This is a genomic window from Psychrobacter sp. NPDC064578 (assembly GCF_044901245.1).
GTDB classification, from domain to species: domain Bacteria; phylum Pseudomonadota; class Gammaproteobacteria; order Pseudomonadales; family Moraxellaceae; genus Psychrobacter; species Psychrobacter cibarius_C.
In genome coordinates, this window is record NZ_JBJDPI010000006.1 from 64,824 (window position 1) to 89,435 (window position 24,612).

At 44.1% G+C, this 24,612-nt stretch carries 19 protein-coding genes, 1 tRNA gene and 1 pseudogene; 9 read left to right on the forward strand and 12 right to left on the reverse strand.

The genetic code is table 11. From position 1 onward, the window contains the following. The first annotated feature begins 29 nt into the window (after positions 1-29). Positions 30-719: a DUF2057 family protein gene (locus ACI2JM_RS08470; RefSeq protein WP_060491633.1), complete on the forward strand. Its 690-nt coding sequence runs from the start codon at positions 30-32 to the stop codon at positions 717-719. A gap of 95 nt (positions 720-814) precedes the next feature. Here ACI2JM_RS08470 and ACI2JM_RS08475 read toward each other — a convergent pair whose 3' ends face one another. After that, positions 815-1,291 carry a Dps family protein gene (locus ACI2JM_RS08475; protein ID WP_045453127.1) on the reverse strand — a complete coding sequence of 159 codons (477 nt, stop codon included), beginning with the start codon at positions 1,289-1,291 and terminating at the stop codon, positions 815-817. 375 nt (positions 1,292-1,666) lie between these two features. Then, complete coding sequence (locus tag ACI2JM_RS08480) at positions 1,667-2,326, reverse strand: YcxB family protein (RefSeq protein WP_055125130.1); 660 nt, start codon at positions 2,324-2,326, stop codon at positions 1,667-1,669. A gap of 433 nt (positions 2,327-2,759) precedes the next feature. Between ACI2JM_RS08480 and serS the strand changes: the two genes are divergently transcribed. From serS to ACI2JM_RS08505, 5 genes and pseudogenes are all read left to right on the forward strand, one after another. Next, positions 2,760-4,046: a serine--tRNA ligase gene (gene serS / locus ACI2JM_RS08485; protein WP_201502673.1), complete on the forward strand. Its 1,287-nt coding sequence runs from the start codon at positions 2,760-2,762 to the stop codon at positions 4,044-4,046. Between the two features lie 256 nt (positions 4,047-4,302). After that, complete coding sequence (gene tkt, locus ACI2JM_RS08490; protein WP_404643531.1) at positions 4,303-6,300, forward strand: transketolase; 1,998 nt, start codon at positions 4,303-4,305, stop codon at positions 6,298-6,300. A gap of 142 nt (positions 6,301-6,442) precedes the next feature. Beyond that, entirely contained in the window at positions 6,443-7,084 is a 642-nt protein-coding gene (locus ACI2JM_RS08495) for a LysE family translocator (RefSeq protein ID WP_404643533.1), read from the forward strand. Between the two features lie 75 nt (positions 7,085-7,159). Then, positions 7,160-8,020: a nuclease-related domain-containing protein gene (locus ACI2JM_RS08500; RefSeq protein WP_404643535.1), complete on the forward strand. Its 861-nt coding sequence runs from the start codon at positions 7,160-7,162 to the stop codon at positions 8,018-8,020. A gap of 48 nt (positions 8,021-8,068) precedes the next feature. Then, positions 8,069-8,179, forward strand: a pseudogene (locus ACI2JM_RS08505) (DNA topoisomerase I); the annotation flags it as partial. 171 nt (positions 8,180-8,350) lie between these two features. Here the strand turns inward: ACI2JM_RS08505 and ACI2JM_RS08510 are convergent. The 10 genes from ACI2JM_RS08510 to ACI2JM_RS08555 form a co-directional block, all read right to left on the reverse strand. Further along, on the reverse strand, positions 8,351-9,322 hold the full coding sequence (locus ACI2JM_RS08510; protein ID WP_404643537.1) for a DUF4424 family protein: 972 nt from the start codon (positions 9,320-9,322) through the stop codon (positions 8,351-8,353). Continuing rightward, a complete protein-coding gene (locus ACI2JM_RS08515; protein WP_404643539.1) occupies positions 9,315-10,286 on the reverse strand; it encodes a peptide ABC transporter ATP-binding protein in 972 nt (323 codons plus the stop codon). The genes ACI2JM_RS08510 and ACI2JM_RS08515 overlap by 8 nt, the downstream gene beginning before the upstream one ends. After that, complete coding sequence (locus ACI2JM_RS08520; RefSeq protein WP_404643541.1) at positions 10,283-11,365, reverse strand: ABC transporter ATP-binding protein; 1,083 nt, start codon at positions 11,363-11,365, stop codon at positions 10,283-10,285. Before ACI2JM_RS08520 ends, ACI2JM_RS08515 begins: the two co-directional genes overlap by 4 nt. A gap of 1 nt (position 11,366) precedes the next feature. Beyond that, complete coding sequence (locus ACI2JM_RS08525) at positions 11,367-12,281, reverse strand: ABC transporter permease (protein WP_087814459.1); 915 nt, start codon at positions 12,279-12,281, stop codon at positions 11,367-11,369. 142 nt (positions 12,282-12,423) lie between these two features. Next, positions 12,424-13,440, reverse strand: a complete 1,017-nt coding sequence (locus ACI2JM_RS08530) for an ABC transporter permease (RefSeq protein ID WP_045453107.1) — start codon at positions 13,438-13,440, stop codon at positions 12,424-12,426. A 206-nt stretch (positions 13,441-13,646) separates the two neighbouring features. Then, a complete protein-coding gene (locus ACI2JM_RS08535; RefSeq protein WP_404643543.1) occupies positions 13,647-15,287 on the reverse strand; it encodes an ABC transporter substrate-binding protein in 1,641 nt (546 codons plus the stop codon). Positions 15,288-15,759: 472 nt separating this feature from the next. After that, positions 15,760-17,388 (reverse strand): GMC family oxidoreductase, encoded by a 1,629-nt coding sequence (locus tag ACI2JM_RS08540; protein ID WP_404643545.1) that lies wholly within the window; start codon positions 17,386-17,388, stop codon positions 15,760-15,762. Between the two features lie 196 nt (positions 17,389-17,584). After that, the gene (locus ACI2JM_RS08545; protein WP_045444568.1) at positions 17,585-17,911 is read right to left on the reverse strand and encodes a DUF779 domain-containing protein; all 327 of its coding nucleotides are present in this window, start codon (positions 17,909-17,911) and stop codon (positions 17,585-17,587) included. A gap of 206 nt (positions 17,912-18,117) precedes the next feature. Beyond that, entirely contained in the window at positions 18,118-19,146 is a 1,029-nt protein-coding gene (gene adhP / locus ACI2JM_RS08550; protein ID WP_404643547.1) for an alcohol dehydrogenase AdhP, read from the reverse strand. Between the two features lie 97 nt (positions 19,147-19,243). After that, positions 19,244-20,770 carry an aldehyde dehydrogenase family protein gene (locus tag ACI2JM_RS08555; protein WP_404643549.1) on the reverse strand — a complete coding sequence of 509 codons (1,527 nt, stop codon included), beginning with the start codon at positions 20,768-20,770 and terminating at the stop codon, positions 19,244-19,246. A gap of 290 nt (positions 20,771-21,060) precedes the next feature. Between ACI2JM_RS08555 and ACI2JM_RS08560 the strand changes: the two genes are divergently transcribed. The 3 genes from ACI2JM_RS08560 to ACI2JM_RS08570 all read left to right on the forward strand — a co-directional run bounded on the left by ACI2JM_RS08560 (position 21,061) and on the right by ACI2JM_RS08570 (position 24,605). After that, the gene (locus ACI2JM_RS08560) at positions 21,061-22,986 is read left to right on the forward strand and encodes an AAA family ATPase (protein ID WP_404643551.1); all 1,926 of its coding nucleotides are present in this window, start codon (positions 21,061-21,063) and stop codon (positions 22,984-22,986) included. A gap of 175 nt (positions 22,987-23,161) precedes the next feature. Beyond that, positions 23,162-24,352, forward strand: a complete 1,191-nt coding sequence (locus tag ACI2JM_RS08565) for a type I glyceraldehyde-3-phosphate dehydrogenase (RefSeq protein WP_404643553.1) — start codon at positions 23,162-23,164, stop codon at positions 24,350-24,352. A gap of 162 nt (positions 24,353-24,514) precedes the next feature. After that, positions 24,515-24,605, forward strand: a tRNA-Ser gene (locus ACI2JM_RS08570). Positions 24,606-24,612 lie beyond the last annotated feature (7 nt).

Genomic DNA, 24,612 nt, shown 5'->3' on the forward strand with positions numbered 1-24,612 from the left:
AAACGTTTTCACTATTAATGGAATCACTTATGAAATCCAATGCTTCTTTGCTAAAAAAACTGACCATCAGCACGTTGCTTATTGGTGCAGGCTCTGTCTCTATGCTGTCGCATGCTGAAGTAACGCTACTGGTTGATGACCATATCAAAGTCACGGCTATTAATGGGCAAGAAGTGCAGCAGAGCGCTTTTCAACCATTGACTAAAAAGTTTACGCTTCAGCCGGGTCAACATGCGATTACTGCGAAGTATGACCGCTTATATGACTTGCGCCGTGATGAGCATGACTATTTACGTTCGGGTAATGTGAGCGTGACGGCAGAATTGGCGGACAATCAAACCTATCGTCTGACCATGCCGAATCAGCCAGAAGAGTATGCAGCAGCTAAAGAATATGCCAAACGTCCGATACTGGCAGTAGAGAAAAACAATACTGTGGTTGCAAGTCAGCAAGGTATCGCTGGTAATCAAGGTGGATTGTTGTCAGGTTTAGGCAAGGCGTTCGGCGGTGTGTTTGGCGGAGCAGATGATGCAGAGCTACAGAATCAGCGTGCGATTGCCGCATTAGATCAACCGAATGTGAATACGGGTACGGTAGCGACCACTAAGCAAATCACTAGCGTTAATTCATCTGCTAATACCTTAGATCAATTTATGCAAATTTGGTTACAAGCCACGCCTGCTGAGCGCGAAAAAATGCGTCAATGGATGCAAAAATAAGGTTTCATTAGCAACAGCAAGCACAAAAAAAGCACCTAAAGTAGGTGCTTTTTTATGATTTAGATTTTAGTTATGTACTGTTTTTTTAGCAATGATTAACCCAAAAAGGCGTTATACATCCAGATGAGCTTTTCTTGCTCTTGTACATAGGCATCTACGAGGTCAGCTGTTCCTTGATCTTCGCTGTCTGCTGCTAGAGCAGATACTTTACGCTGCTCTGTAATCAAAGCTTGTAAACCAGTTACCACACCTTTCACACAAGCATTGCCATCTTTGACGTTTTTATCTTCTTGAATGCTAGTATGCTGAGTAAAATCGCTATAAGCATGCAGCGGTGTGCCGCCCAAAGTTAAGATACGCTCAGCGATTTCATCAATTTGTAACTGTAGCGCGGTATACAGTTCTTCAAACTTTGGATGCAAGGTGAAAAAATGCTCACCTTTTACATTCCAGTGATAGCCACGGACGTTTAAATAAAATACGTGATAAGTTGACAATAAATTGTTTAGTTGTGCAATGACTTCGCTCATGTCAGCTTTTTCTAGACCGATTTGATTAGTAGCGTTACTCATAATATTATCCTTATAGTTTGAGTGTTGATATAAAACATTAAATGAAGAAGATGAGAAGTGTAGCAACTCGTGTGCTGCATTACTATGCTCTTTAATATATTAACGCTTTTCAGCCTTAAAAAGTAACAATCTTAGAAAATAGTATGATAAAACTGCCATATAGAATGGCGTCAGCTTAAGCTAAAATCATAACTATACATTCATGTAATTTAGAGCAATTATCACCTTTCTTCTGATAGCTATTATAATAGCAGAGCACCATCGATAAGTTAATTTCAATAAATTTATAATTATGATTGATTTTATAAAAAGTGTCTTTTGTTGATCATTTCTTTATCGCTCATATAGTAAGCGATAAAGAAGTCTTCTACTATTTTATGCTGGCGGTTGTAAGTTTTCAGGGTTTAAACCTTTAACGGGGATAACTTCTTGCAAATGCTGACGTACCGTATCGATCGGAAACTTCTGTGCTTCTAAGCGCTTTGGCACAATTTGGCTGCCTTGTTGACCTTTCATCTCAAACATCATAAAGATATAGTCGTCCGTCTCATCCCAGCTTTTGACAGCTGACCATGGAATGACGGCTTGCTGGGTCGTGCCTGCTCGCATTTGCATGCCGCGCATTTGGTTGTTATTAAATGTGTCAGGCTGGTTCACTGGCATCGCCATGACGAGGCCATGCTTTTGTACGCCCAATTTCATCTGACGCATCTCGTCTGGCATTTCTTGGTCAGCCACCTGCTTGTCAAACTCTCTTTTCACATACCATTTAAAGCCAAGGGTACGAACCAGTAAATAAATGACGACTGAAACTAACATCAGCCAAAAGATAATGGTTGAGTAGCCGGTCACAAAAACCAACCCTGCGATCGCTAGTACCACGGTTACCGCCATAATGATCCATTCTTTCATTTTGATACTTTTTAGACCGAAAGAAGGGCTAGCACTGGCAAATAGCTCGTATTGTGCTTGGTGAAATTCTGCCTCAGTTAGGTTTAAGGCGACAGGTTGTAGCGTATAGGGGTACAAGGCCATAAAGGTTTCTCAAATACTTGTATTGAAAGTGTTGGGTTTAAATCGACAAAACGTAGCAGCTACGTCGTACTTGGCTAGAAGTCGAATAAAAGGTATGCGCTTATCTTACCGAAAAGTACCCCTAAATGAAACATATAAGCCGCTCTGTTCGTTGATAGAAGTGATATTAATGGTTTTAATAAAGATGGGCGAGGCTTATTGAGGCAAGCTGAACTTTGAGAGATGTATTTAAAGCAAATATAACTGGCTACGGATAATGAAAGTAATAAATGAAAATTCAATCAGCAGAGGTCAAAACATGGTCAAATCTGCTGTGTCTTGGTATTATAGCGGCTATCACTTATTTTGATAAAATCAGCACCTTTAAAAACAGTATCTTTAAAAATAACATTTTCGAACCTCTTCCTCACTTCTAGCGTTACAGGCAACTATTATGATTGATCCAAAACTCTTACGCGGCGATTTAAGCGATTTACAACAGCAACTGGCCACTCGTGGTTATGCACTTGACATAGATTTTTGGCAAACGGTTGAGTCAGAACGTAAATCTTTGCAGATCAAAACCGAAGAGTTGCAGTCGAGCCGTAATGCGGGTGCTAAGCAAGTGGGTGCTTTGAAAAAGTCAGGCGAAGATGCCAGTGAGCTATTGGCTGAGATGCAGAATGTCAGCGGTGAGATTAAAACAGCCGAAGACGAGCTGCGCACTCTACAAGAACGTATCAACAAAGCTGCTATGCAAATTCCAAATATTCCAGCAGCCGATGTGCCAGTGGGTACGTCAGAAGATGATAACGTAGAAGTGCGCAAGTGGGGCACGCCTCGTACGTTTGATTTTGAAATTCAAGATCACACTTATATTGGCGAGACCCTTGGTATGCTCGACTTTGAAGCAGCGACCAAGCTGACTGGCAGCCGCTTTAATGTACTAAAAGGACAGTTGGCGCAAATGCATCGCGCGTTGATTCAGTTTATGCTCAATACCCATACCATGAAGTACGGCTATCTTGAAACGTACGTGCCTTATATTGTGAATTCAGACAGCCTAAAAGGTACGGGGCAGTTGCCTAAGTTCGAAGATGATTTGTTTAAGCTGAAAAATCACACAAACAATGAAGACATGGACTTTTATCTCATTCCTACTGCTGAAGTGCCAATGACCAATTTGGTACGTGGCGAGCGTTTGGACATCAGTGAATTACCGCTTAAGTTTACCGCGCATACGCCTTGTTTCCGTAGTGAAGCGGGCTCTCATGGTCGTGATACTCGTGGTCTAATCCGTCAGCATCAGTTTGAAAAAGTTGAGATGGTCAATATTGCCACGGCTGAACAGTCTGATGATTTATTAGAAGCAATGACTGGGCAGGCCGAATATATCTTGCAGCAGTTGAACCTACCATACCGCACTGTGCAGCTATGTACAGGTGATATGGGCTTTGCGGCGCAAAAGACTTATGATATCGAAGTATGGTTACCGAGCCAAGATACCTATCGTGAAATCTCAAGCTGCTCTAACTGTGGTGATTTCCAAGCGCGCCGTATGGGTACGCGTGTCAAAGATGGCAAGCAAACCAGCTTGGCTCATACTTTGAATGGTTCAGGCTTGGCAGTTGGTCGTACACTATTGGCAGTGATGGAAAATCATCAAAATGCTGATGGTAGTATCACCATTCCAGAAGTATTGCGTCCGTTTATGGGCGGTGCTGAGACTATTTCAGTTTAATATCTATATTGCTTGTACTAGCTGTGAGTTACTAAGATGACTCACAGCTTTTTAATATAGGGTAGTTTGATAAAACTGATATGAATAATTATTAAACACAAACGATTCTGTCATACCATTTCTTAGCTAGCCCTATAGCAAATATGTTAATATTGCACTTTGATTTTATAGTCTATAACTTGGGGGCGCATTTGGCGTCCTTATGCTTATACTCCTTTGAGTAAACTCTCCTCTTAGCCCAATACTAGGACACTCTATGCCAGCTCCAATTAGCGAACGTAAATTAGCCAATGCCATCCGTGTACTGTCGTTTGATGCGGTTCAAAAAGCCAACTCTGGACATCCAGGCGCGCCAATGGGTATGGCTGATATTGCCGAAGTTTTGTGGCGCAAGTTTCTGAAGCACAACCCAACCGATCCACAATGGCACAACCGTGATCGCTTTGTCTTATCGAACGGTCATGGCTCAATGCTTATTTACTCATTGCTACATTTATCTGGTTATGACGTCAGCGTTGATGACCTGAAAGGCTTCCGTCAGTTGCATTCAAAAACCCCAGGTCATCCTGAGCTTGGCTACACACCAGGTGTTGAAACGACTACCGGTCCATTAGGACAGGGTATTGCCAATGCCGTTGGTTTTGCTATCGCTGAAAAAACCCTAGCGGCACAGTTCAATCGTGACGGCCACAACATTGTCGACCATAACACCTATGCATTCTTAGGCGATGGTTGTCTGATGGAAGGTATCAGTCATGAAGTGTGCTCATTGGCTGGCACGCTAGGTCTTGGCAAGCTGGTCTTCTTTTATGATGACAATGGTATCTCTATCGATGGTAATGTCGAAGGCTGGTTTACTGATGATACGCAAGCGCGTTTTGAGTCTTATGGCTGGCAAGTTATCAAAGTCGATGGTCATGATGCGGATGCGATCACTCAAGCAACTGAACAAGCGCTTAAAGAGACTACCAAACCAAGTCTGCTGATTTGCAAAACTACGATCGGTGCTGGTAGCCCGAACAAGCAGGGTCTAGCAGCCAGTCATGGCGCACCGTTAGGTGATGACGAAATCGCCTTGACTCGTGATGCATTGTCTTGGAAGCATGCCCCATTCGAATTAGCTGATGAAATCTATGAAGCGTGGGATGCTAAAGCCAAAGGCGATGTACAACAAAAGAACTGGGATGCCGACTTTGAAGCGTATAAAAAGGCTTATCCAGAATTGGCAGCTGAATTACTACGTCGTTTAAATGGTGATTTGCCTGCTGACTTTGATAGCCAAGCACAAGCCTATATTCAGAAAACGCAAGAAGCGGGCGGTAATGTTGCCAGTCGTAAAGCCAGTCAAAATGCCATCAATACTTTGCAGCCATTATTACCAGAATTGCTAGGTGGTTCAGCAGATCTAGCTGGCTCAAACCTAACGCTATTCAAAGGCGCTAAAGGCATCGAAAAAGATGCTGAAGGCAACTATATCTATTATGGCGTACGTGAGTTCGGTATGACTGCGATTGCTAATGGCATCGCATTGCATGGCGGCTTTATCCCTTACGTAGCAACCTTCCTAATGTTTATGGAATACGCACGTAACGCAGTACGCATGGGCGCATTGATGAAGCAGCGCGTCATCCATGTCTATACGCATGACTCTATCGGTCTAGGTGAAGATGGCCCAACGCATCAGCCAGTTGAGCAATTGACTAGCCTACGCACTACGCCAAATCTACGCACATGGCGTCCTTGTGATGCGACCGAATCTGCCAGTGCTTGGGTTGAGGCCATTAAGTCTGAACATAATCCATCAGCATTGATTTTTAGTCGTCAAAGCTTGCCACATCAAGCACGTGATAGCGAGCAAGTAGCCAACATTACCAAAGGTGGTTATGTATTGGCGAAAGAGCAAGGCGAGTTACAAGCCATCATCATCGCAACTGGTTCAGAAGTTGGCATAGCAATGGAAGCGTACGAAGCGTTGAGCGCAAATGGTGTTGACGTCCGTGTGGTATCTATGCCATGTGCAGAAATCTTTGTAGAGCAAGATGCCAGCTATCGTGAAGCCGTATTGCCTGCCAATATCCGTGCCCGCGTAGCAGTAGAAGCGGCGCATGTAGATTACTGGTATAAGTTCGTTGGTCTAGATGGCAAAGTCATCGGCATGACCACTTATGGCGAATCTGCTCCTGCAGATCAGTTATACAAAGAGTTTGGTATTACAACTGACGCGGTGATTGAAGCAGTAAATAGTTTGGTGTAATCCGTTAAAAAAGTTATAAATAAAAAAGCTGCTAGAGAAATCTGGTGGCTTTTTTATTGGCTAAATAATCAGTGTATTCATAGTGGTATTTAGTCCATAATTAAAAAAAACAGAGTACGGAATAATTATAAACTGGGATTTGTTGAGTATTTTTATCACGGTCGGCTTGGCGCATTTTCTTGCATTATTGAGTCCTGGACCAGATTTTGTATTAATCGTAAAGAGTGCGATTAAGAACGACAGTAAAGACGCAATAGGGGTTGCGCTCGGTATCACCTTTGCTAATGCAGTGTACATTGGTCTATGTCTAATTGGTGTGGGCTCAATTTTAGCCGCCTCTGCACCTATTATGATTACGCTAAAAATCATTGGTGGGTTGTTTTTAATGTACCTTGGGATACAGGCGTTACGCGCACGAAAAGATGCGTATGACCAATTTCAGGTAGCCCAATCAGCCCATTCAAATATACCTAAGACAACTTTTTTAAAAGAATTTACTGCAGGATTTTTGTCTGGAATATTTAATCCTAAAAATCTACTCTTTTATCTCAGTTTATTCACTGTAGTATTGACACCAGAAATAAGTTTTGTGTTCAAATTGGGCTTAGGTATTTGGATGACTGTTGTGGTATTCGCGTGGGACACTGCTGTCATATTTCTATTGTCGACTCGCAAAGTACGCGCTAAATTTACCCAAGTTGCTTATTACATCGATAAAGTTACAGGGGCATTGCTTGGCGTCATTGGTTTAACTATCGTCAGAACAGCAATTGTAGATCGGTAATTTTAACCAAAAGTAATTAGTATATTGATATTGAACGTTATTCATTTTTTCATAACCACTTTCAAGAAAAAAACCATGTCCCTCAAATCCACTTTCAAAGGCTTTCTAGGCGAGACCGTTATCAATGTCGCCATGTGGCTAAAACTTGAAAAAGATGTCTATCACCGATTAAACGGTATTACCTTGCCAAGAGCCAACGGTGGTAGTACCCAAATCGATCATGTCATCGTCTCTGTATACGGCATTTTTGTCATCGAAACCAAAAACTATAAAGGTTGGATATATGGTAGCGAAAAGCAAAGGCAGTGGACGCAAGCTTTCCCAAATGGAAGTAAGTATAAATTCCAAAACCCATTACGCCAAAATTATCTGCACATTAAGACGCTCGCAGATTTATTAGGATTGGAGCTGAGCTACTTTCATTCGATGATTGCTTTCATCGGTGAATGTGAGCTGAAAACCCGTGATGAGTTGCCCGAACACGTATTGACAGGTGGGATGGTCTCTTATGTGAAGAAGAAACAAGATGAGATACTGACTGAAAACGAGGTCAAGTCTATCGTTGAGCAGATTAATAGCAACAGATTTAGCAAATCTTGGCGCACCAATAGAGAGCATAAAGCCTATCTGAAAGACAAGCATAGCCTCTCAAACAAACAGCCTAGCAGTAACTCCACTGATAAAACAATTGCTAAAACTGCCAGTAAGCCTACACTCGATCCGGTAATAAAAGAAACCGCTAAAGGAGCCACGCTGAAAAGCCGAGAAGTGCTGCGATGGTCGGGTCAGACTGAGATTGAATCTAGCGAGTTACTAACTGAGAGTCTGAATATTCAGCAGACAAATACACCATATGATATGGACAATAAAGCGTTCCTTACACCGTTTGAGATTGTAGAGCCTGAGCCACAGGTGGAAGCACCTGCAATATTTTAGGCGACAAACCCTACTGCTAATCTCGTTCAAGCGCCAACTTGCCCGAAATGTAATGGAGAGATGGTTAAACGCACTGCAAAAAAAGGCGAACGCCAAGGACAATTCTTTTATGGCTGCGCGCAGCTTCCAAAGTGCCGAGGTGTAGTAAATATTGCTTAGCCTTTAAAGAACACCGACCCATGCTTCGCATATTTCCCCACTTTTAAAGCATCAGATGCTGAGGCTAATATTTTTGTTTTTTTGCTTGGTTTTTTTCACGAAAACCCAGCGACAAGATGACCGTCGAAACAAGTTTTATCGATGCGCTGGGTACACTCTACAAACTAAACTTTACTTCATAATAAAAGCCACATCAAAATCGTGCGTTGGCACAAAGTTAGTCTCTTTAATCTCAAACGTCGTTGCGCTTACCTTTTTGACTTTACCCTTTCCTTTCCAGCAAAACGACACCAATTCATTAGGATCGCGTTCTACGGTAAGTTTGAAATTGCTAATCGGTTTTGCCCAGTTAGCCCCCGTAGTCAATATATAGCTTAAGGCATGATAAGGACGACCACCACCCTTGTGAAATCCTCTCTGAGTTGAACTGTCTACGCAAAAATCTGGGAATTGTTCTTCACCTAGATGAACTGAGCCACCCACAAGCGGTGTATATGAATGCTTGATTTTGGTCGTCGCATTGGCTTTGAATTTTTGCTCCCAACTATAGATAACCTGCGAATCCCAAGGTATATAAAGACTTTCTCTATCATAGATGAATCTATCTAGTGCCTTATTATTACAATCTAAAAGCTGTTGATTGACATATTCAGTGTCAACTTGATACGTCCAAGGTCCCATCATATCAGCCTCGTTAAGACCACAGGATTTAAATATTTCAGTCGTATCAATAGAGGTGTCTGCATAGGTTCTATCGCCATCTTTGACGACAATTGGCCGCATAAAAATACGGACATGCTGATTAGGAATGATAGGCTTACCATTTATCCAAACTTCAAAGTTGTCATAAGTGGCATTAATATCAGCAAAATCTGAGTCTGTAGAGCTGGGGACAGCTGGCATAGGAAATAAAACGGTTTCGGTAATATCCTTATTGCTTAAGTTTTTAAACTCATAATTGACGCGGATTTTATCTTTGGAGATATATAAGTCTTCACTGTGCATGCTGATATTTTTATTTTTAAGATATTCAACACCGCCTGTACCTATGTAGCCAGTAGAGTCGTTTGCTTGGGCAGCAGTCATTGCTAGCAGCACAGTGTAAGCTAATTTACCGCTAAACATCAGATGGCGCTTATCCATATATTTCTTCCAATCGTAAACAAGCCACCAATCGACCGTCCCATTCGCGCAGTTGCGGCTCTATCTCGCTGCATTGCTGCTTGGCATATGGGCAGCGTTTATGTAGAGCGCAGCCACTTGGTGGATTGAGCGGGCTTGGTAGCTCACCTTGTAGCGTTAAATCGTTCTTATGACCATTTACAGTCGGTGCCGCCGCCAATAGGGCGATGGTATAGGGATGTTTTGGCGCATTATAAATCGCTTCTTTAGGGCCGTGCTCGACGGCCTGACCTAAATACATGACCATCACATCATCAGCGACATGACGCACGACGGATAGATTGTGCGAGATAAAGACGTAAGCGGTACGATACTCATCCTGCAAATCCATAAATAAATTTAAGACTTGCGCTTGAATCGATACATCGAGCGCGGAAGTTGGCTCATCAGCGACGACAATTTTAGGATTGAGCATCATGGCACGGGCGAGGGCAATACGTTGGCGCTGACCTCCAGAAAACATATGTGGATAGCGGCCAGCATGCTCGGGACGCAGACCAACATTTCGCATCATCTCATTTATTTTGTCACGCTTGTCATCTTTGGACAGTTTGGTATGAATATCCAATGGTTCAGTCAATTGATAGCCGATAGTATGACGCGGATTGAGGCTGCCATAGGGGTTTTGAAACACCATTTGGATTTCAGTACGCAGCTCTTTTAGCGCTTTTCTACTATAGCCAGTGGTGCCTTCATCGTTAATAAATAGCTCACCATGAGTAGGCTCTTCGATGAGCGTTAGCTGGCGGGCAAGGGTGGATTTACCACAGCCTGACTCACCCACGACGGCCAGCGTCTTGCCAGCTTGTAGCTCGAACGACACACCATTTAAAGCCTTAACATATGCTTTTGCTTTACCCAAACCTTGAGATACAGGGTAATGCTTGTGTAGATTGTCTGCTTTTAGGACCACTTTATTACTCATACTTGTGACTCCAAGGTAGCAGCGTGAGAGGTAGATAGGTGAGAAGGCAAGCTGGGTAGTTCTGGATGAATACAGCGCACTTTGCCATTGGGCGTATCTAATATGGGCGGCGGCACTTCACAGGCAGGCTCTTTGTACGGGCAGCGAGGAGACAATAAGCAACCACTCGGGCGATCGTATTGGCTGGGTACGACACCGGGTAAGCTGTTCAGACGGTCTTGACCGATAGCCAGCTCTGGAATGGCTTGTAGCAACGCCTCAGTATAAGGGTGAGCAGGCTTTTGAAAAATCTCCGGCACGGTACTGGTTTCGACCACTTGTCCGGCATACATGACCGCGACATCACGCGAGTTTTGCGCGACCAAACCCAAGTCGTGGGTAATCAGTATCATCGCCATTTGTTTTTCGCGTTGCAATCGGCTTAGCAAGTCCATGATTTGCGCTTGTACCGTGACATCCAGTGCAGTGGTTGGCTCATCTGCGATCAGAAGCTTTGGCTCACAAGCAATTGCCATCGCAATCATGACCCGCTGACTCATACCGCCTGAGAGTTGATGTGGATAAACCTTGAGCCGATTTTTGGCATCGGGCATTTCGACCAGCTCTAACAGCTCTAAGATACGTGTCTGTACGGCTGAACCACGCAGACCAAGATGCTTGCGTAAGACTTCACCCAGTTGCATCTCAACCGTGAAGCTTGGATTTAAGCAAGACATGGCATTTTGAAAGATCATTGAGATGTCTTTGCCAATGATGCCGCGTTTTTCTTTTGCTGACATACTGAGCATGTCTTTATCATCGAACATAACGCGCTTGGAACGCACGGTCGCAGAGGGTGGCAGTAGCCCCATCAGTGCCATCATAGTGACCGACTTACCCGAGCCAGATTCACCCACGACTGCGATGACTTCGCCTTGTGTAATCTTTAATGACACATCATCGACTGCACGAAAAGCGCGCACCCCTTGCCCGAAAGTAACCGAAAGATTTTCAATATCTAACAATAATGGTGATTCTTTTTTTGATGCGTCATTCATAGAAGTGTGAGTGGTAGGCGTTTTAATTAATGGTTCAGTCATCTTAGGTCACCTGCTTCAGTTTAGGATCTAGCGCATCGCGTAGGCCATCACCAGTCAAGTTAATCGACAATGCGGCTAAGAAAATAGCGACACCGGGCCAAATCGCTAGCCAAACATTACTTTGAATATATTGACGCGCCGTACCAAGCATTGCACCCCATTCAGCATCGGGTGGCTGTACACCAAAGCCTAAGAAACCAATTGCACCTGCTTCTAAAATAGCAGAAGAGAAAATCATCGTTGCTTGTACGATAAGTGGTGCCATGCAGTTGGGCAAAATGGTGATAAATAACAATCTAAGCACGCCAGCACCCATCACTTGCGAAGCGATAAAATACTCACGTTGTAGCTCTACCATCGCGGTAGCACGAGTCAGCCGAATAAAAGGTGGCGTACAGACCAGTGCGATGGTAATGATCGTATTGGTCATAGAAGGCCCCAAGATAGCGGCGATAATGATCGCCAATAGTAAGCTCGGATAAGACATCAAAATATCATTGACCAGCATGACCGCTTTGCCCCAAACCTTGGGCCAAAATGCAGCACTAAGTCCTAATGAAACACCGACTAACATGGCAAGAGTCGTCGCGCTCAGACCGATAAATAGAGAATAACGCGCGCCATACATCACCCGAGACAAGGTGTCTCGTCCAGCATCATCCGTGCCCAGCCAAAACATGGTATTGCCGCCATCCAGAAAGGCAGGCGGCAACTGCTCTTGACCAGTAAATAACTCGTAAGGGTCATGGGGCGCAATGGCAGGCGCAAGGATGGCAATAATGACCATCAATGCCAGCACAATAAAACCAAGCACCGCGCCTTTATTTCGGCAAAACGTCGATAAAAATAGCTGCCAAGATGACGGCGGTGTGGCGGCCATAAGATTGACATCAGAGGGAAGAACAGAAGGCTTCATGAGCAGTTCCTATAGTGGCTAGCGCGTTACAAGTATGTAGAGTTCCATTTCTAGCAAGCATTTAAAATGTGCTAAAACTCACTCAAGACCATACAAACACCAATAACCACTATTTATAATATGAGTATTTATCAATGTTAAATTAAGAAGTATGTCGAATACGCGGATTGATAAGACCATACAAAATATCAATAAATAAACTAACCAAAATCAGGGCGGTGGCGACCAATAAAATACCGTTTTGCACGATAGGATAATCACGAGTGAAAAACCCATCGAGCAGCCAATTACCAACACCTGGCCAACTAAAGATAGTCTCAGTGATAATAGCCCCCGCGAGCAAGGTCGCCATCTGTAAACCAATCACCGTCACCACAGTGATTAAGGCATTACGCATGACGTGTACCAATATCACACGGCGCGGCGATAGGCCTTTGGCGCGCGCTGTACGCACGTAGTCCTCATCTAACACCTCTAGCATCGCCGAGCGTGTCATGCGTGCAATCATTGCGAGTGGTATGGTCGATAAGGCAATAGACGGTAGGATAAAGTGTTTGACCACATCCCAAAATGCGCCAGGTTCTCCTGATGTTAAAGAGCCAAGTAGCCATGATCCATATAAAGGTTTGACGTCTAAAAACTGCGCGACAGATATGACACCAGCGACGGGCAACAGGCCGAGATAATGGGCGAATATACCCGTGAGGATAGGCCCCAATAAATAGATGGGCATAGAGTAGCCAGCCAGCGCCCCTGACATTAGAGTGTAGTCAATCCATGTACCACGTCGTAGCGCGGCAAAGATACCTAAGCTCACACCGACAACACTGGCAATGACAATGGCACACAAAGCCAGCTCTAAGGTTGGTACAAAATGAGCAAAGAAATCTTGTAATACCGGAGTACGAGTACGAAAGGATTGACCAAAATCACCGGTCAATATTCCGGTTAAGTAATCCCAGTATTGGACAATGAGGGGTTTGTCTAAGCCAAGTCTTTCTAACGCTCGAGCATGTAGCTCCGGATCGACCATACGCTCACCCATCATAATCTCAACGGCATCTCCAGGGACGAGCCGAATTAGGGTGAATGTCGATAGCGTTAAGCCAAGATAGACAGGAATTAGAATGGCAATGCGACGCAAAATATAAAGTAGCATGGGCTGCTCAATTCAATAGTTGTGGTTCAATCATTTTAGATCGATGAGTAGAATGTTGGCAGAGATGAGAGAGTCGGTGACAAAATGCTTAAAAAGTGCGTAATAAGGCGCTTAACTCATATAAATAAGGCTGGAGCAGAGTGTCTGACCCAGCCGAATATAAATTAAACAATCATGCATGTCTTACCGGACGTCATCAGCTCAGGTTATTCAACCTTTACACCATCGAAGCGTATTGAGCCAAGCGGACTAATTTTATAATCGACGACGTTTGGTGCGGTGAATACCGTGACCACCGAATGCGCCATTGTCGTCCAAGGCAGCTGCTCTTTGAATATCTGCTGAGCTTGTACATAGTTGTTGACGCGCTCATCTTGATTGGTAATCTGACGGGCGTTAGTCACCAAAGTGTCAAAATCTTTATTACACCAGCGTGAGTAGTTATTGCCACCGACAGCATCGCAAGATAGTAACGTACCAAGCCAGTTATCAGGATCCCCATTATCACCAGTCCAGCCCGCTAGAATGACATCAGGCTCACCTTTAGCAGCGCGGTTTAGATACTCGCCCCATTCATACGTCACAAGCTTGGTATCGACACCAATTTTCGCCCAATCTGCTTGTAGCATTTCAGCCATGAGTTTGGCATTAGGATTGTATGGGCGTTGCACGGGCATATACCATAGATTAATGGCAAGTTTGTCCGCGCCTGCTTCTTTGATAAGGGACTTGGCCTTTTCCACATCATAAGGCGCATCTTTGATAGATTTGTCGTAGCCCCATTGTGTGGGCGGCATTGGATTGGTGGCTTTTAATCCTTCGCTTTGATAAACGGCGTTAATAATAGCGTCTTTATTGATGGCCATGTCTAATGCTTGGCGAACTTTAAGGTCGCTAAGCTTCGGTTTTTCAACGTTATAGCCGACATAACCGACGTTAAAGCCGGGTTGATCGAGAACGGTGGCCTTACCAGATTTTTTGACAGAGTCAATTTCGGCAGGTTTTGGATAAGCGGACACATGACATTCGCCTGCTTGCACTTTTTGCGCACGAACCGCCGAATCTTTGGTGATGACAAACACGAGATTATCGATATGAATATCATCTTTGTTCCAGTAGTCTGGATTTTTGGTATAACGAATTTGTGCGTCTTTTTGATAAGAAGTAAAGACGAAAGGTCCTGTACCAACGGGTTTGGTGTTGATATCAGCAGCATTACCAGAAGCCATTAACTTTTCTGCATACTCAGCAGAATCGATGTAAGCAAACGGCATCGCTAGGTTCTGTAAAAACGGCGCGTTGGTCTCGCTGAGCGTGATTTTGACGGTAGAGTCATCAACTTTTTCGATATTGGAGATAATATCAGGTAGCCCCATACCGACCGAATAAGGGAACTCAGCAGGATAGGCTTTATTAAATTCAAACTCTGGATTGGTGATACGCTCTAGGGTAAAGACAATGTCATCTGCGTTGAAATCACGGGTTGGGGTAAAGTAATCAGTCTTACCATATTTAACCCCTTTACGTAGGTTAAAGGTATAAGTCTTGCCGTCTTCACTAATATCCCAGCTTTCGGCTAAGGCTGGCTGAATCTCAGTACCATCTCTTTTGAACTCTACTAAGCCGTTGTAGATGGGAAAGGCGCTCGCATCAAAATCGGTACCTGCAGTGTACTGTGCTGGATCGAATCCAGCCGGACTACCTTCTGAGCAATAAAGTAAGGTTTTGGCTGCTTTAGCATCTGAGCTGGCAGCAGATTCATCGGTGGTTTTGTTGTCGCCGCTACAGGCACTGATGCCTAGAATAACTGTCGCCAACATCGTCAGTTTGAAGAGTGATTTTTGCATTATTACATCCTATGTAATGATAAATAGTCGCCAATATATTTATAAGATCGTTTTTGACCTATAAATATAATGAGCGTGCTTTTAATTCCCTTTAAAGCAATTGTTTATATGGTGTTTTTGATATGCAAAATAAAAAATATTTCAGGTTGTATTAACCATTATTCAGATTTGCAAAAAATACCGATATAAATAAGTGGTTTAAATATACTCTGTTCAATAGTGGTAATGCAAGACATCCGTAAGCTAATTTGATAGAAAACGTTCTGTTTTAATATCTTTATTGCTGAATTTGTTAGAGTTTCTCCTTATTTTAGAAATGCTGATAAAAATAACCACGAAAAAACTAGGGTTAAAATTTTATATAATTCGCTTATTTTCATTTTATTGAATATAAAGTTTTAGTAAATAAGCTTCTTAAATAAAAATATTAATTATAAGAGGCATATCTTCTCATGTTTTATGGCGTGATTCGTTAAATATGACTGTGATTTGCTTTGATAAGGTCTGCGAGTTTTTCAGCAATCATAATCGTTGGCGCATTGGTATTACCGCTGATTAAAGTCGGCATGATTGAGGCATCGATGACCCTTAATCCATTTACACCGCGTACTTTTAATTGCAAATCAACCACGGACTGGTCATCTGAACCCATACGGCAAGTGCCGACAGGATGATAAATGGTATCTGACTTGTTGCGAATATAGCCGAGCATACCGTCTTTTTCGATATAGGGGGCAGGGTAGTCTTCAGTAATATATTTGGCGATGGGTGATTCTTGCATGATGGCGCGCGTACGCTCCGCGCCTGCAATCATATATTTCACATCTTTTGGGTGCGAGAGGTAGTTTGGATCAATCAATACCGCGTCTGAGGGGTCGGCGGAGTCCAGTCTGACCGTACCGCGGCTTTCAGGGCGTAGGTAGCAACTGTGACAAGAGACCGCAAAGCCACGTCTAAGATCACGACCGTGCTCAATCACGCGGGATATGACAAAGTGCAGTTGGGTATTTGGCCACTCTTTTGGATCATCACCGACACTAAAGAACGCGCCCGCTTCAGCATAGTTGGTAGACAAGAGGCCTGTACCATCCTTTCTCCACTGCCGAATACTTTTGGTCAATGTCGAAATCGTCGCCATACCAATACCGATGACGTCAGTGGTATTGACCTCGTAATCAAAAACGACGTCCAAATGATCTTGTAGATTACCACCAACATCGGGCGCATCTACCACGACGTCGATGCCATGCGATTGTAGATGCTCAGCAGGTCCAATGCCTGACAACATCAGGACTTTGGGTGAGCCAAAAGTGCCCCCAGATAATATCACTTCATGACGCGCCATCACCGCATGCTCGACGCCATCTTTTTCATAAGCGACACCAACGGCTTGTTTGTCTTCAAAGATGACGCGGTTGGCTTGGGCGTGGGTGATGACGGTCAGATTTGATCGGTTTTGTACTGGATGTAGATAAGCGGCCGCCGCAGAGCAGCGTTGACCTTGTTTTTCGCCATGAAAATGGGTGACTTGATATAGCCCTGTACCGTCTTGCTTTTCGCCATTAAAATCTTGATTATGATCTAAACCATTGATGATGGCGGCTTCTACGAATGCTTTGGAGATATCACGCGGACTCAGTAAGTCGCTGACATGCAGCGGTCCGCTATCACCATGCAGCTCGCCGCTACCATGAATATTATTTTCTGCTTTGATAAAGTAGGGCAGTACATCATCAAATCCCCAGCCTTCGCAGCCTTGCTCAACCCAACGTTCATAATCGAGCGCACTACCACGCGTATAAATCATGGCATTGATAGCGGATGAACCGCCTAAGCATTGCCCGCGTGGTTGGAAGCCGCGGCGGTCATTCAAGTGTATCTGCGGCGTGGTGTGAAAGCACCAATTATTCAGTTTCAGCGGCTTGCCTGGCACCATCAAAATCAGTCCGGCAGGGACACGGACAGCAAGGTCTTTGCCTTCACCGCCATATTCTAATAAGCAGACACTAATGTCTGGGTTTTCTGTTAATCGGCTAGCAAGTACGCAGCCAGCTGAACCACCACCAACGATGACGTAATCAAATTTTTTATCAAATTCCATTTTACATTCCTTCTAGCATCCATGCTGAGTAAAACGTGCTCGTTAAAACGCGTTTATTGAAATAGGGTACGCATTACAGTATCTATTATTTTGCTGGAATAATAAAATAAAAATGACTAAGGGGTGTTTGTCGATCAACATATGGCATGGCAAAACAATACTAGGACATTAAACCGCTGGTGTATGCTATTTAAACTTATATAGCACATATCTCTGAACGTACGATAAAGCGCTTACCTTCTGGTATTTCAAGCGAAAAACTGGCTCCGCGTCCATCGACCACATCTATCGTTAGATCGGTATGTTGCCAGAGCTTATACTGAGCTTTACCCATATAAAATGGACAGCCAACCAGCTCGCCGATGAGTACGTCTTGTCCACCTACTTTAAATTCGCCTAATGGATAACACATGGGTGAACTGCCATCGCAGCAGCCGCCTGATTGATGAAACATCAGCTCGCCGTGCTTAGATTTTAGTAAGTCGATTAATGCTTTGCAAGACTCTGTCGCTGTGACGTTCATAATAATTTCCTTATCGTTAGACCCGAACGAATATCTTTCATAATCATACTGAATAGAAAATAAAGGGTCGCATCATATTCACTCACATGATTTATCATATGTGGTTGAAAACGATACGACCCTTTACTGATGATTACTCTAGCCAGTCATTGAGACGATGTTATGAATCTCAAAATATCATAAAGCATGTGGCTACATAATGGTTGCTACAGACTATAGTCAATGACAATGCGACCTTCGATTTTGCCATCACGCATACGATCAAAGATATCATTGATATTTTCTAGTGGCTCAGCGGCAACGGTGGCTTTTACTTTGCCTGCTGCTGCCATGTCTAGCGACTCTTGCAAGTCGAGACGCGTACCAACGATTGAGCCACGAATGGTAATACCGTTTAAAACAGTATCAAAAATGGATACTGGGAATTCGCCCGTTGGTAGACCATTACAGACCAAAGTACCACCGCGTCGTAACATGCCTAGTGCTTGATCAAAGGCTTTTGAAGATACTGCTGTCACGAGCGCACCGTGAGCACCGCCGATTTCCTTTTGTAGATATTCAGCAGGGTCAGTATTTTTCGCATTGACAGTGACTTTGGCGCCCAGTTTTTTAGCGAATGCCAGTTTTTCGTCATCAATATCCACAGCAGCAACGTTCAATCCCATCGCACTGGCATACTGAACGGCCATATGCCCCAAACCGCCGATACCTGAAATGACAACCCAATCGCCTGGCTTAGTATCGGTCATTTTAAGGCCTTTGTAAACCGTGACACCTGCACATAACACTGGTGCAATTTCAATAGAGTCAACGCTTTCAGGAATGATACCGACATAGTTGGCATCTGCTAGCACATATTCTGCAAAGCTGCCGTTTACAGAGTAACCAGAGTTTTGTTGGCTTTCGCATAAGGTTTCCCAACCGCCTAAGCAATGGGTACAGTGGCCACAAGCAGAGTAGAGCCAAGGGATACCGACTCGGTCGCCTTCTTTGACATGATGCACATTGTCACCAACGGCGGTGATAAGACCTACGCCTTCGTGGCCTGGGATAAATGGTGGGCTAGGTTTGACTGGCCAATCGCCCTCAATGGCATGCAAATCGGTATGACAGACACCTGATGCCTGCATTTTTACGACGATTTGACCAGCACCTGCGGTTGGAATATCTACTTCTTCAATTTCTAAAGGTTGTCCGAATTCATGCAGCACGGCCGCTTTCATTTTATTACTCACGTTGTAACTCCTTGTCATCGTTCTTTACATTAAGATGCTCGGCGAGCATCGAGGTCGCACTTTACGCTTTTGCCATAAAGTGCTTTGAAAAACAGAATTAAAAGAAGCCCATCGCTTTAGGACTATAAGAGACCAGCATGTTCTTAGTTTGTTGATAATGGTCTAGCATCATTAAATGGTTTTCGCGGCCGATGCCTGATTGCTTGTAGCCACCAAATGCTGAGTGTGCAGGGTAGAGGTGATAGCAATTCGTCCATACTCGACCAGCTTTGATGCCACGACCGAAACGATAAGCACGAGTACCATTACGCGTCCAGACACCAGCACCAAGACCATATAAAGTGTCATTGGCTAGCGCCATCGCTTCTTCATCGTCTTTAAAAGTGGTGACAGCGAGTACAGGGCCAAAGATTTCTTCTTGGAACACGCGCATATCATTCGTGCCTTCAAAGATAGTCGGCTGCACATAATAACCGTTTGCCATATCGCCATCATGCTTGGCAAGTTCACCACCGACCAAGACTTTTGCACCTTCTTTTTTACCAATATCAAGATAAGATAGGATTTTTTCTAACTGATCTGAGCTGGCTTGCGCGCCAATCATAGTATCAGTATCGAGCGGGTTGCCCATTTTTATCGCTTTCACGCGAGCGATACAGCGTTTCATGAATTCATCATAGATGCTTTCGTGTACGAGGGCGCGTGATGGGCAAGTACAAACTTCACCTTGGTTTAGCGCAAACATGACCAAGCCTTCAACCGCTTTATCTAAGAAGTCATCGTCTTCATCCATAATGTCAGCAAAGAAGATATTTGGGCTTTTACCGCCCAGCTCTAGCGTGACTGGAATGATATTTTCACTGGCGTATTGCATAATTAAGCGACCAGTGGTGGTCTCACCAGTAAAGGACACTTTATCGATACGCGGGTTGGAAGCGATTGGCTTACCGGCTTCTACACCAAAGCCGTTAATGACGTTTAGTACGCCTTTAGGTAAAATATCCGCCGCGCCTATGACGTCAAGCATATACAAAACAGACGCAGGGGTTTGCTCTGCAGGCTTGAGGACGATACAGTTACCCGCAGCAAGGGCTGGGGCAATTTTCCAAATCGCCATTAGAATAGGGAAGTTCCAAGGAATGATTTGACCAACGACGCCTAGAGGCTCATGAAAATGATAGGCAACTGTATCTTCATCAATTTGGCTAATGCCGCCTTCTTGCGCGCGGATAACGCCCGCAAAATAACGCAAATGGTCGATGGCGATTGGGATATCAGCGGCAAGGGTTTCGCGAACTGGTTTACCGTTTTCATAGCTTTCAGCGATAGCGATTGCCTCTAAATTGGCTTCGATACCGTCAGCAAGTTTGAGCAACATATTAGAGCGATCAGTGACACTGGTTTTGCCCCATGCGTCTTTTGCTGCATGAGCTGCATCTAGCGCCGCTTCGACATCGGCAGCTTTAGAGCGCGCAATTTGACAGAAGGTTTTACCATCGATTGGACTTGAGTTGTCAAAGTATTCACCATCGAGTGGCGCGACCCACTCACCATTGATGAAGTTGTCATATTTTTTGCGGAATTGAACAGGACTATTTTCAGTATTGGGATAGGCGTATAACATTAACGACTCCTTGTTGTGTATTATGGCTATTTAAGAACAAACGACTTAAGCATAAATATTTGGCCATCCTGACCAAGCTATGACCCTATCGTACTGAGCTTTAGCGATGAGCGATAATGACTTTTTATAATGATATATTTCGTATCGTATAACTTTAAGTTATGTGGTTTATCAGGGTGAAAGTCGTCCGCGAAACGGATGTAGCTGCTATAATTGTTGGCAGCTTTTTCTCTTATTATTTGCTCTTAAGCTGTTTTTCTTATTACTATTAACTTAATTGGTTTAGATATATGCGTCAATCTTCTGCTCTTGATATCTTAAAAACGGGTCAAAATGTCTTTTTGACTGGCTCAGCAGGTTCAGGTAAGACTTATACTCTCAATCAATATATCGACTATCTGCGTGCGCGCCGTGTGCCTGTCGCCGTCACTGCGAGTACCGGTATTGCTGCCACACACATGAATGGCACAACGATTCATAGCTGGTCCGGCATCGGTATCAAAGATGAGTTAAGCGACCGCGACTTGACCACTTTATCACGCAAGCAGTTTTTGGCAGACCGACTAAAAGATACCGCGGTATTGGTCATTGATGAGATATCGATGTTGCATGCTAAGCAGCTCAATTTGGTCAGCCAAGTACTCAAGCATATCCGCAAAAATGACAAAGCCTTTGGTGGTATTCAGGTAGTGGTCGCAGGAGACTTTTTTCAGCTGCCACCGATTGGTAGTAAGGGTGAAACCAATCGTGAAAAATTTGCCTTTATGTCTGAAGCGTGGCTTGATGCCAAGTTTCACATTTGCTATTTATCCGAGCAACATCGTCAAGTAAGTGAGGCGGCTAATGGCGGACTTGATTTGGACGATATTCTCAACCAAATTCGTCGTCAGGAAGTCACTTTTGAATCGATTGCCGCGCTGGAGGCGACTTTTGATCAGAATGTCGATATCAAACGTACCCGTCTTTATACCCACAATCTCAACGTTAATAGCATCAATGATAAAGAGCTTGCCGCATTAGATAGCGAGATGATGCGCTTTACCGCCACGTCTACGGGCGACAGTAAATTGGTTGAGACGCTTAAAAAAACGGTACGTACCCAAGATGATTTGGTGTTAAAAGTCGGTGCCAAGGTAATGTTTATCAAAAACAATACTGAACTTGGCGTGTCCAACGGTACGATGGGTGAATTGATTGGTTTTGCCGCTGTTAAAATCGATGATAGCAAAGACAGCAGTGATGATTTAATCGAAGATGATGATGAAAATACTGAAAGTGAGACGAATAAGACTGTAAAAGGCAAAGGTAAAAAAGCCATAAAAGAGAAACCCAAAGCCAAAAAGCCAACGACTCAAAAAATGCCCGTGGTTCGGCTTAATTCAGGGCGTGAAGTTGTCGCTGAGCCTGAAGAATGGATCATCGAAGATGAGACAGGAGATGTGCTGGCAAGCTATGAGCAAGTACCACTTTGTCTAGCATGGGCGATTACCATTCATAAGTCACAAGGCATGACGCTTGATGCTGCTGAGATTGATTTATCACGCACCTTTGAGCTTGGGCAGGGCTATGTGGCATTGTCACGGTTAAAGTCGCTGGCAGGTTTGCAGTTGCTCGGTATGAATGACATGAGTTTGCAGCTTGATCCGCTAGCACGCGGCGCGGACAAACGGTTTTTGGTACTGTCAGAAGAAGCTGATGCCAATTATGCGATGCTTGATGAAGAGAGCATGACGCAGGCGCATGAGAAATTTATTTTAAAATCGGGCGGTACGCTGAGTAAATCAGTGATTGATGCTTATGCCACTTTGCAAAAAAAGCGCCGTGAGCAACAACAAGCGCAAATAGACAAAAAACAGAAGCTGGGCAATCAAGTTTCTGACAAATCAGACAGTACCTTGCTTGCGACGCGATTATTATTAGAGGAAAGCTTGTCGATTGCAGAAATCTCACAAGCGCGTCAGCTATCACAATCAACGATTATGCGTCATATTGCTGACCTAAAATCTCAAGATCCAAGCCTCGCTTGTGATCATTTGCGGCCAGAGGATGAGGTGATGACGGCGGTTGGTAATGCCTACGTCGCGATTAAAGTCGCCAATAATCCAAATGATTTCAATGATGATGGCAGTATTAAATTGCGTCCAATATTCGATCATCTTAAGCAAAGTATTGATTACAATGCCATTCGTTTGGCACTGATTTTTATAACGCCCTAATACTGAATGGCGTCTTGATACTAAGTATGACAATTCAGGGTTCAAGCATTCACCAAAGCCATTTAGCTGTTATATAACAATCCTTAGAGCCGATTGACAACTTGTTGGTTTTATTTCATTGTAGCGCTGACTTTATAGCGCTCAATTTTTTATCCTTTTATAGCGATATCCTTTTATGCCTGATTTTTCGAGCGCCACTTATCAATTAACATCTGACCCAGTAGCAGCAGCGGCGTTTCATGCATCTAGTGAGCACACACAGCCACTGAGGGTTGCTATCAATGGTTTTGGACGTATAGGGCGCAATGTGTTGCGGGCATTGTTAGAGCGCTTTGAGGTATTAGGCCGTGCGATCCATGTGGTGGCAATCAATGATTTAGCACCAGCGGATATTTTGTTGCATTTATTAAAGTTTGACAGCACGCATGGTCGCCTAAGTCGCCTTGGGGTCAGTGCTGATATTGTGGCGAGTAGCAACGATGAAGCGAGCGATGACGGTAACAATGACAGCGCCACACAGCTTTGTCTGACAAAAAACAATTATACCTACTGTATCAATTTATTCTCAGAACCTAACCCTGCGCAGTTGCCTTGGCAGGCGCTGGGTGTCGATGTGGTACTAGAGTGTACCGGACATTTTCGCTCTTATGAGCAAGCACAACTGCACATAGTGGCTGGCGCGCAGCAGGTGATTATCGGTGCGGCACCATTCGATGATGTCGATGCTTGTATCGTTATGGGCGTTAATACTGATGAGCTAACACGTGAGCTGCCGATTATATCGAGCGTTTCTTGTACCACGCAGGCCTTGGTTCCCTTGATTGCGACGCTTGATACCGCATTTGGGGTAAAGTCAGCGATGATGACGGAGATTCATGCGGTTACTGCTGATCAGACAGTGCTTGATCAAGCGCACCGTGACCCAAGACGCGCGCGCGCGTCTGGCTATAACATTATCCCGACGACGTCTAGCAGTATCGCGGCGACAGAGCGTGTCCTACCTGCTATGGTAGGCAAGATAAATGGCCATTCGATACGAGTGCCTACCATTGATGTAGCCGCTATTGATGTAACTTTTGTTTTTGATACGCCCGATGTGTCTGTCGAGGCAGTCCGCGAGGCACTCAAATCTGCCAGTCAGGCACATTTGCGTGACATCATGGCTTATACGGATGAGCCGTTGGTATCTAGTGATTTTATCCATCAGACTGAGTCTTTGATCATTGATGGTCAGCAACTCATGCAAGTGGGTAGCCAATACAAGGTTTTTGCATGGTATGACAACGAATGGGGTTATGCCAATAGACTACTAGATATGTGTCTACATCTGGCTTCTCATAAAAAACCTATCGTCAATCCTCTATAAAAGAGTGACCGTGTTAACCTTGCTTGAAGTATTACATATACCTCTGCATGCAGTTGCCTTGACTCTCTTTTAAACTGAATCAACGATAGCATCAAAATAATTTAAATTCGTTCAATTAATTGCTTGCATTCTTATGTTATATCGCTATAATAACGCACAAATGGAGACGTGGCAGAGTGGTTGAATGCACCGGTCTTGAAAACCGACAAGGGTTTGTAGCCCTTCGAGAGTTCGAATCTCTCCGTCTCCTCCAAATTCGA